This window comes from Streptomyces orinoci (assembly GCF_003121295.1).
Taxonomy (GTDB): domain Bacteria; phylum Actinomycetota; class Actinomycetes; order Streptomycetales; family Streptomycetaceae; genus Streptomyces; species Streptomyces orinoci.
Map to the genome: position 1 here is coordinate 1 of NZ_PHNC01000026.1, position 5,073 is coordinate 5,073.

7 protein-coding genes are annotated in these 5,073 nt (G+C 74.8%); 6 read left to right on the top strand and 1 reads right to left on the bottom strand.

What is annotated here, in order from left to right; translation table 11 throughout:
• Positions 1 to 692 (bottom strand): SMP-30/gluconolactonase/LRE family protein (locus CV755_RS14525; RefSeq protein ID WP_241561215.1); only part of this gene is annotated, 692 nt, incomplete at its 3' end.
• Between the two features lie 279 nt (positions 693 to 971).
• Between CV755_RS14525 and CV755_RS14530 the strand changes: the two genes are divergently transcribed.
• The 6 genes from CV755_RS14530 to CV755_RS14555 all read left to right on the top strand — a co-directional run.
• The gene (locus CV755_RS14530) at positions 972 to 1,502 is read left to right on the top strand and encodes a DUF1360 domain-containing protein (RefSeq protein ID WP_109280662.1); all 531 of its coding nucleotides are present in this window, start codon (positions 972 to 974) and stop codon (positions 1,500 to 1,502) included.
• 23 nt (positions 1,503 to 1,525) lie between these two features.
• Positions 1,526 to 1,861 carry a hypothetical protein gene (locus CV755_RS35405; RefSeq protein ID WP_193553406.1) on the top strand — a complete coding sequence of 112 codons (336 nt, stop codon included), beginning with the start codon at positions 1,526 to 1,528 and terminating at the stop codon, positions 1,859 to 1,861.
• Positions 1,862 to 1,947: 86 nt separating this feature from the next.
• Positions 1,948 to 2,103, top strand: a complete 156-nt coding sequence (locus tag CV755_RS14540) for a hydrophobic protein (protein WP_109280663.1) — start codon at positions 1,948 to 1,950, stop codon at positions 2,101 to 2,103.
• Between the two features lie 20 nt (positions 2,104 to 2,123).
• Positions 2,124 to 3,083, top strand: coding sequence for an SDR family NAD(P)-dependent oxidoreductase (locus tag CV755_RS14545; protein ID WP_109280665.1), 960 nt, complete (start codon positions 2,124 to 2,126; stop codon positions 3,081 to 3,083).
• Positions 3,083 to 3,760, top strand: a complete 678-nt coding sequence (locus tag CV755_RS14550) for a UdgX family uracil-DNA binding protein (protein ID WP_109280664.1) — start codon at positions 3,083 to 3,085, stop codon at positions 3,758 to 3,760. The genes CV755_RS14545 and CV755_RS14550 overlap by 1 nt, the downstream gene beginning before the upstream one ends.
• A 283-nt stretch (positions 3,761 to 4,043) precedes the next feature.
• Positions 4,044 to 5,073: MFS transporter (locus CV755_RS14555; RefSeq protein WP_422070550.1), on the top strand; the 1,030-nt coding region annotated here is incomplete at its 3' end.

Here is a 5,073-nt window from a genome sequence, read left to right on the forward strand (position 1 = left end):
GTGAGCCAGAGGCGGGTCAGCCGGTAGGAGCCGGTCTCGGCGACCACCAGGAAGGAACCGTCGGCGGCCAGGGCGACGCCATTGGCGAACTGCAGCCCGTCCAGCACCACTTCGGCCGTGCCGCCCGGCTCGCAGCGGATCAGCCGGCCGGTGCCGGAGTGCTCCAGCAGGTCACCCATCCAGTGCCGGAGCGGGAAACGGGCCGTGGCATCGGTGAGATACCAGGCACCGTCGGGGGCGGCCACCGCGTTGCTGCACACCCCCAGCGGCCGGCCCCCGGCCTCCCGCAGGACCGTCTCGACGCGCCCCGAACCGGGGTTCAGGCGCAGCAGACCGCGCTCGGCGTCGCACACCAGCAGGTCCCCGTCCGGCAGCGGGCACAGGCCCAGCGGGCGGCCGCCGGTGTCGGCGAGGGTGCGCACCCGCCCGTCGGCGGGGTCCAGGGCGAGCACCCGGCCGTCCTCGACGCCGGTGAGGACCTGACCGCGGGCGTCGATCCGGACGTCCTCCGGCCCCCGGCCGCCCAGTGGGAAGCGCCGTACCGGGGGCAGCGGGGTGCGGCTGCGGCGGGCTCTGGCACGGGCCGGGGAGCGCGGGGGCTGCCAGCGGACCGGGCGCAGCGCGGGCTTGCGACCGGATTCCGTTGCGGGCTTGGCCGTCGGGGTTCCTCCGGGCATCGGCTCCCTGGGCATCGGCCCCCCTTTCCTCGGTGAGCCGGAACGGTACCCGGGGCGGGTGCGGCCAAACGCCCCGGCGGGCGGCGCCCGGAGGCCCGTACCGTCTCGCGGGTCCGCGGCCGGGCGGCGGGTTTGCCGCGCGCTCCAGCGGCAAACCGCCCTTGTCGAGGGCCCGGCGCCAACGGGCATGCACCGCCCGGGTGCGCCTACCGTGGAAGAGCGGCGGTGCAGGAACGGCAGTGGAAGAGCGGCAGGCCCTTGACCACACCCGACCACGCGGGAACGGAGGTGGCGATGCCCAGCCCCGAGGAAGCCCAGGACCGGCTCCGTAAGCGCCTGGACGAGGAGAACGCCGCCTATCAGGGCGGCGGCGACCACCCGCTCGGCTCCTACGCCGGAGCGATGGGCGTCTATGCGGCGGGCATCACGGCCCTGGGGGCGGCCGCCCGGCTGACCGGGCGTACGCTGCCCGATCCCACGCCCTGGGATGTGCTGTGCTGGGCCGGCGCCACCCACCGGCTGTCCCGGCTGGTGGCCAAGGACCCGGTGACCAGCCCGCTGCGCGCCCCCTTCACCCGCTTCAAGGGCACCACCGGCCCCGCCGAACTGGACGAGGAGGTGCGGGGCAGCGGAGTGCGCAAGGCGGTGGGCGAGCTGCTGGTCTGCCCCTTCTGCACCGGGATGTGGATTGCCACTGGTATCGCCGCCGGGATGGTCTTCGCGCCGCGGGCCACCCGGCTGGCCACCGCCACCCTCACCGCACTGGCCGGTTCCGACCTGCTGCAGTTCCTCCGGGTCCGGATGCAGCAGGCGGTCGGCGAGTAGACCCGCAGGTCTGGAGGAAACCGATGTCCGCCTCGATGCCCGCCCCGATATCCGGCTATCAGCCGCCGCCCGGTCATGGGACGCCCGGCTATGACGTCACCCCGCCCGATCCGGTCCCGCCGGAACCCACCCGTCCGCCGGGGCCCGGCGGCCCGGAGCCCGGGCCCGCGCCCGGTCCCCGGCCGGTGCCCGGTCCCGACCCGGTGCCGCCCGCCCCGCCCCAGCCCGAGCCGGACCGGCCGCCGCCGGCGCCGCCGCCCGGACCGGACCCCTGGCCGGCGCCGGGACCGGTGCCCGGGCCCAAGCCGCGCCCGGCGCCCGCCACCGCACCGCCCCCCGATGACGATCTCTATCTCTGACCTCTGCCATGACCCGGCCGGCCCCCGCCGCGCGGGCGGCAAGGCCGCCGCCGGGAGACACTGAACCGACGAGGGAGGCAAGGCTGATGATGCCCGTGGTCCTGGTGCTGCTGCTGGCCCTGCTGCTGTTCGGCCTGGGATTCGCCGTAAAGGTGCTGTGGTGGTTCGCCATCGTGGTCGCGGTGATCTGGCTGCTCGGTTTCCTGGTCCGGCCCGGCGGAGGCCGCTGGTACCGCTGGTGACCCTGGTGGAGGTGGGTTCCATGGCGTATGCGTCCTCCGGCCGGCTGGGCGGCGGGGCACTGGTGACCGGGGCGTCCCGGGGACTGGGCCTGCTGATCGCCCGTGAACTGGCCAAGCGGGGCTGCGGGGTGATGCTCTGCGCCCGTAACGCCGATGAACTCGCCGCCGCCAAACGGATGTTGCGTGACGAGGGGGCCGAAGTACGCTCGCTGGCCTGCGACATCACCGACGAGGGGGTGGCCGGGAATCTGGTCCGGGCCACCGAGGAGGCCTTCGGCAGCCTGGACGTCCTGGTCAACAACGCCGGGATGATCCAGGTCGGCCCCCTCGCCGCCATGACCGAGGACGACTTCCGGGACGCCATGGAGACCATGTACTTCGCCCCGCTGCGGCTGGTGCTGGCGGCCCTGCCGGGCATGCGGGAGCGCGGCCATGGCCGGATCGTCACCATCAGCTCGGTGGGCGGGCGGATCGCCGCCCCCCATCTGCTGCCCTATGTGGGCGCCAAGTTCGCCTCCGCCGGACTGTCCGAGGGGCTGCGGGCCGAGCTGGCGGCCGAGGGCGTCAGCGTCACCACCGTCTTCCCCGGCCTGATGCGCACCGGCTCGCACACCGCCGCCCGCTTCAGCGGCCGGGCCGACCGGGAGTACGCCTGGTTCGCCGCCGCGGCGGGCCTGCCGGTGCTGTCCATGGACGCCGAGCGGGCGGCCCGTGCCATTGTCCGGGCCGCCGAACGGCGCCGCCCGGAGCTGGTGCTGACACCGGTGGCCAAGGCGGCGGTGCGCCTGCACGGCCTGGCCCCGGCCACCACCACCCGGGCGCTGAGCCTGGCCGCCCGGCTGCTGCCGGACAGCGGTGCCGAGCCGGAACGCAACGTACCCGGACGGCATGCGGCCCGCAGCCTCGGCTCGGCCGCGCTCGACCGGCTCACCGCGCTCAATGACCGCGCGGCCCGGCGCCTCAACCAGCGGACCGGCTGATGGCGGCGGGCGGCTCGGGCGGTGAGCGGTACGACGCCGGACCGTATGTGCCCCGGGGCGCCGACCTGGCGGGGCTGCGGGAGGCCGCGGCGGGCTGCCAGGGCTGCCCGCTGTACCGGGAGGCCAGTCGGACGGTCTTCGGCTCCGGCGCGGCCTCGGCCAGGGTGCTGCTGGTGGGGGAGCAGCCCGGGGACCAGGAGGACCGGCGCGGGGAGCCCTTTGTCGGCCCGGCCGGCGGCGTGCTGATGCGGGCCGTGGACGAGGCGGGCATCGACCCCACCGAGACCTATGTCACCAATGCCGTCAAACACTTCAAGTTCGAGCCGCGCGGCAAGCGGCGCATCCACAAGGCGCCCAGCCTGCGGGAGATCAGCGCCTGCAAGCCCTGGCTGCGCGAGGAACTGCGGCTGGTGGAGCCGGAGGTGGTGGTGACCCTGGGGGCCACGGCGGGCAAGGCGCTGCTGGGGTCCTCGTTCCGGGTGGGTGAACAGCGCGGTGTGGCACTGCCGTTGCCCTCGCTGGACGGTGCGGGGCAGGACGGAGCGGAGCGGGCGGAGGGAGTGCTGGTGGCCACCATCCACCCCTCGGCGGTGCTGCGGGCCGAGGACTCGGACCGGGCCGCGATGTATGCGGGGCTGGTGGCGGATCTGCGGGTGGCGGGGCGCCTGTTGCGGTGACGCGGGTCACGGTGACGCACCGCACAGCCGCCGAACTTCCCTTGCCGGGGAAGCGCTTGTGACGATGGCTGGGACGTTGACGCGCCCCGCCGTGCCGTGCGGGGGCCGCTCAGCCCCCGATTCCCGCTAGCCGCGGCCGCAGTGCCGGGCGGGCCGAGCAGAGCGTCACCCTGCCCGTCGCCCGCCCGACCCTGGACCGCATTTGTCTGTCTCGCTTGCCCCTGCCCGGACGCGCCGATTCAGCGGCGACCGCTCCCCCTGGCGCTGCCTGCGCAGCCGCAGCATGCGCTGGTGGTCGGCCGCCAACCTGATGTCCAACCTCGGCACCTGGATGCAGCTCACGGTGCAGAACCTGCTGGTGCTCCAGCTCACCGGCTCCGCCGCCGCCACCGGTCTGTCGCTGTCCGTGCAGGCCGCGCCCGGTCTGGTGTTCGGGCTGCTGGGCGGGGCCGCGGTGGACCGCTGGCCGAGGAAGGTCACCGCGGCGGTCAGCCAGGCCACCCTGGCCCTGGTGGCCTTCGCCACCGCCGCCCTGGTCGCCTTCGGCATGCTCAATGTGACCCTGCTGCTGGTGCTGGCCGGCATCACCGGTCTGATCGCCACCGTGGACGGTCCGGCCACCTCCCTGCTGGGCAATGACCTGGTGCCGGAGGAGGACGTGCCCTCGGCCATCGCCCTGGGCTCGGTGGTGCACAGCGTGGGACGGCTGGCCGGTACCGCCCTGGCGGCGGTCGGCATCGCGGCCATCGGCACCGCCGGTGCCTATGCGGTCAACGGGCTGTCCTTTCTCTTTGTGACCGCCGTCATCCCCTTTCTGCGCCCGGCCCGGCATGCCCGGGAGGCGGCCGCCCGTGCTGCGGAGCAGCCCGAGGACACCCGGGGCGGACTGTCCTTCTTCCTCAGCCGGCGCAGCCTGGTGGCGCTCGCGGTGATCGCCGCGGTCAGCGCGGTACTGGGCCGTAACTATCAGCTCACCCTGGCCACCCTGGTCACCGGGCCGATGCACGGTGGCGCCGGGGCCTATGGCCTGGTCTCCACCCTGCTGGCGGTCGGCGGCATCGTCGGCGCCGTGCTGGCCGGACGGCTGCGCAAGCCCACGGTCCGGCTGGTGGCCCTGCTGGCCGCGGCCGGCGCGGTCTTCCAGATGGTGGCCGGGCTGAGCCCGGTGATGGGGATGCTGCTCCTGATGGTGGTGCCGATGGCCGTGGTGGAGTCGGTGTGCGACACCGCTACCAACACCGTGCTGCAGACCGACCCGCCCGCCCATATGCGGGGCCGGGTGCTGGGTGTGTGGCGCAGCGTGAGCACCGGCT

Bases quoted from the DNA above. Each gene is read 5' to 3' on its own strand.
- CV755_RS14545 (WP_109280665.1), top strand. From the start codon at position 2,124: ATGGCGTATGCGTCCTCCGGCCGGCTGGGCGGCGGGGCACTGGTGACC.
- CV755_RS14530 (WP_109280662.1), top strand. From the start codon at position 972: ATGCCCAGCCCCGAGGAAGCCCAGGACCGGCTCCGTAAGCGCCTGGAC.
- CV755_RS14550 (WP_109280664.1), top strand. From the start codon at position 3,083: ATGGCGGCGGGCGGCTCGGGCGGTGAGCGGTACGACGCCGGACCGTAT.
- CV755_RS14540 (WP_109280663.1), top strand. From the start codon at position 1,948: ATGATGCCCGTGGTCCTGGTGCTGCTGCTGGCCCTGCTGCTGTTCGGC.
- CV755_RS35405 (WP_193553406.1), top strand. From the start codon at position 1,526: ATGTCCGCCTCGATGCCCGCCCCGATATCCGGCTATCAGCCGCCGCCC.